Source organism: Parvibaculum sp. (assembly GCF_035511255.1).
GTDB lineage: Bacteria > Pseudomonadota > Alphaproteobacteria > Parvibaculales > Parvibaculaceae > Parvibaculum.
Genome location: NZ_DATKFR010000489.1, coordinates 1 through 3,143, shown reverse-complemented (window position 1 = coordinate 3,143; position 3,143 = coordinate 1). Strand labels below are relative to the sequence as shown.

Genomic DNA, 3,143 nt, shown 5'->3' with positions numbered 1-3,143 from the left:
CGCCAGAATGCGGGCGCGGGCTTCCGTGACGGGGATCAGGCCTTGCGCCATCTACTTTGCCTTATAGGTGCCGGATTTGCCGCCTGCCTTGTGGGTCAGCCGGATGTCCGCGATCCGCATCGAACGGTCGACGGCTTTCGCCATATCGTAAAGCGTCAGGCAGGCGACGCTGACCGCGGTCAACGCTTCCATCTCGACGCCGGTCTGACCGGAAAGTTTCACCGTCGCCTCGACTTCGATGCTCGATGTTTTCGGGTCGGGTGTGAGGTCGACCGAAACTTTCGCGATCATCAGCGGATGGCAAAGCGGAATGAGATCGGAGGTTTTCTTCGCCGCCATGATGCCCGCGAGACGCGCGACTTCCAGCGCGTTGCCCTTCGCGAGGCCGCCGCCCGTGACGAGCTTCAGCGTTTCCGGTTCCATGACGATGCGCCCCTTCGCCGTCGCGGTTCGGGCGGTCACTTTCTTCGCCGAGACGTCAACCATGCTGGCCCGACCGCTGGCGTCGAGATGGGTGAGTTTCTTCTTCGGCATCTTCATCCTCATCTGTCACCCCGGGGCTTTGTCCCGGGGTCAGGAGCAACCGGCTCGGCATTGACGCCCCTGGATCCCACAAGGCCGGGATGACAGGAATGAATAGTCGCCTAAACGGCGAGCAGCGCCCGCGTCGCCGCCTCGACATCGGCCTGCCGCATCAGGCTTTCGCCCACGAGGAAGGCGCGGACGCCGCCTTTTGCAAGCCGCGCGAGGTCGTCCGGTGTGAAGATGCCGCTTTCGCCGATGACGAGGCGCTCCTTCGGGATGCGCGGCGCGAGCCTTTCGGTCGTCGTCAGCGTCGTCTCGAAGGTCTTCAGGTTGCGGTTGTTGATGCCGATCAGCGGGCTCTTCAATTGCAACGCGCGATCGAGTTCGGCTTCGTCATGCACTTCGATGATCGCGTCCATGCCCCAATCGAAGGCGGCGTCCTCGAGCTCGCGCGCCTGTGCATCCGAAACGGACGCCATGATGATGAGAATGCAGTCGGCATTCATCGCCCGGGCTTCGGCCACCTGATAGGTGTCGTACATGAAGTCCTTACGGATCACCGGCAGCGAGACGGCCGCGCGGGCCAGCGTGAGATAGTCCGCGCTGCCCTGGAACGAAGGGCCGTCGGTCAGCACCGAGAGACAGGTCGCGCCGCCGCGTTCATAGGCGCGGGCGAGCGCCGGCGGATCGAAATCGGCACGGATCAGGCCCTTCGAGGGGCTTGCCTTCTTCACTTCGGCAATCAGCGCATACTGTTTCGCTTCGACCTTGCGGGCGAGGGCGGCCGCGAAGCCGCGCACCGGCGAGGCTGCGCGCGCCGCGCGCTCGACATCGGCGTAGGGCCGCGCCTTCTTCGCCGCCGCGATCTCCTCGAGCTTGTAGGCGCCGATCCTGTCGAGAATGTCAGACACTCGCCACCTCCTCGTTCGAAACGGCGACGAGTCGTGCCAGAGCCTTCTTCGCCGCGCCTTCGTCAAGCGCGCGAGCAGCCTGCGCCGCGCCGTCTTTGAGCGTCGCGGCCTTGCCGGCGACGATGAGAGCGGCGGCGGCGTTGAGCAGAACCACATCGCGATAAGCGTTCTTCGCGCCGTCGAACAAAGCGACGATGGCGGCCGCATTGTGCGCCGGATCGCCGCCGCGCAGATCGGCGAGCGTCGCGCGCGGCAGGCCCGCTTCTTCCGGCGTCACTTCGAAGGTGCGGATCCTGCCTTCATTCAATTCGGCGACATAGGAGACGCCCGTCGTCGTCAATTCGTCGAGCCCGTCCGAGCCATGCACGACCCAGGCGCGCGCCGAACCGAGATTGCGAAGCGTCTCCGCGAAAGGTTCGACCCAGCGCGCGGCATAAACGCCGATCGTATGGTGTCTGACTCCGGCCGGATTGGAGAGCGGACCGAGGAGGTTGAAGATCGTGCGCGTGCCGAGTTCGCTGCGCACCGGTGCGACATGTCTCATGGCGGAATGATGCGCCGGTGCGAACATGAAGCCGATGCCGGCCTCGGCGATGCAACGCGCGATCGCGTCGGGCCCGATATCGAGCTTGACGCCAAGCGCAGTCAGCGCATCGGCGGTACCGGATTTCGAGGAGGCGGCACGGTTGCCGTGTTTGGCGACGGGCACGCCGAGCGAGGCGACGACAAGAGCGGTCGCGGTCGAGATATTGTAGGTCTGGGCGCCGTCGCCGCCGGTGCCGACGATGTCGATGGCGTCGGCGGGGGCCTTCACGCGGAGCGCCTTCGCGCGCATGACGCTTGCGCCCGCCGTGAGCTCCGCGACCGTCTCGCCACGCACGCGCAGCGCCATCAGGAAGCCCGCGATCTGCGCCGGCGTCGCTTCGCCCGACATGATGATCGAGAATGCGTCTTCGGCCTCCGCGCCTGCGAGCGCATGTCCGTCGGCGACCTTGCCTATGAGTGCCCTGAAATCCCCCATGCGCTCAAATCCGTCAGGCGAGCGCGCGCGTTTTCACGCCCGTGATCTCGAGGAAATTGCGCAGGATGTCGTGGCCGCGTTCGGTCGCGATGCTTTCGGGATGGAACTGCACGCCATGGATCGGCAGCTCCCGGTGCTGAAGGCCCATAATGACGCCGTCGGACGAGGTCGCCGTCACCTCGAGGACGGACGGGAAACTTGCCGGGTCGATCGTCAGCGAGTGATAGCGCGTCGCCTGAAGCGGGCTCGGCAGGTTGCGAAAGACACCCTTGCCGGTGTGCTCGATCGCGTCGACCTTGCCATGCATCAGCGTCGGCGCGCGGACGATCCGGCCGCCGAAAGCCTGGCCTATGGCCTGATGGCCGAGGCAGACGCCGAACAGCGGGATGCGATGTTCCGCGGCGGCCATGATGAGATCGAGGCAGATGCCCGCCTTGTCCGGATCGCAGGGGCCGGGCGAAATGACAATCGCATCCGGCCGCTTCGACAAGGCCTGTCCGACCGACAGCTTGTCGTTGCGATGCACCTCCGTCTCCGCGCCCAGATCGCCCAGGAACTGCACGAGATTGTAGGTGAAGCTGTCGTAGTTATCGATCAGGAGCAGCATGATGAACCTATGGCGCGGTAAAACGGACCGCCGGACGGCAAATGGCCGCCTTTGAAGCAAACTTATAGGCCGCAGCGGC

The 3,143-nt window shown here is 65.2% G+C and carries 4 protein-coding genes; all 4 read right to left on the bottom strand.

The annotated features are described in order from the left end of the window. Positions 1-51: 51 nt before the first annotated feature. The 4 genes from moaC to VMR03_RS18175 all read right to left on the bottom strand — a co-directional run bounded on the left by moaC (position 52) and on the right by VMR03_RS18175 (position 3,064). Positions 52-534 (bottom strand): cyclic pyranopterin monophosphate synthase MoaC, encoded by a 483-nt coding sequence (moaC, locus tag VMR03_RS18190; protein WP_325407752.1) that lies wholly within the window; start codon positions 532-534, stop codon positions 52-54. 110 nt (positions 535-644) lie between these two features. Continuing rightward, entirely contained in the window at positions 645-1,436 is a 792-nt protein-coding gene (gene trpC / locus VMR03_RS18185; RefSeq protein ID WP_325407750.1) for an indole-3-glycerol phosphate synthase TrpC, read from the bottom strand. Further along, positions 1,429-2,457, bottom strand: a complete 1,029-nt coding sequence (gene trpD / locus VMR03_RS18180) for an anthranilate phosphoribosyltransferase (protein WP_325407748.1) — start codon at positions 2,455-2,457, stop codon at positions 1,429-1,431. The genes trpC and trpD overlap by 8 nt, the downstream gene beginning before the upstream one ends. Positions 2,458-2,470: 13 nt before the next feature. Further along, the gene (locus VMR03_RS18175) at positions 2,471-3,064 is read right to left on the bottom strand and encodes an aminodeoxychorismate/anthranilate synthase component II (RefSeq protein ID WP_325407746.1); all 594 of its coding nucleotides are present in this window, start codon (positions 3,062-3,064) and stop codon (positions 2,471-2,473) included. Positions 3,065-3,143: the final 79 nt, after the last annotated feature.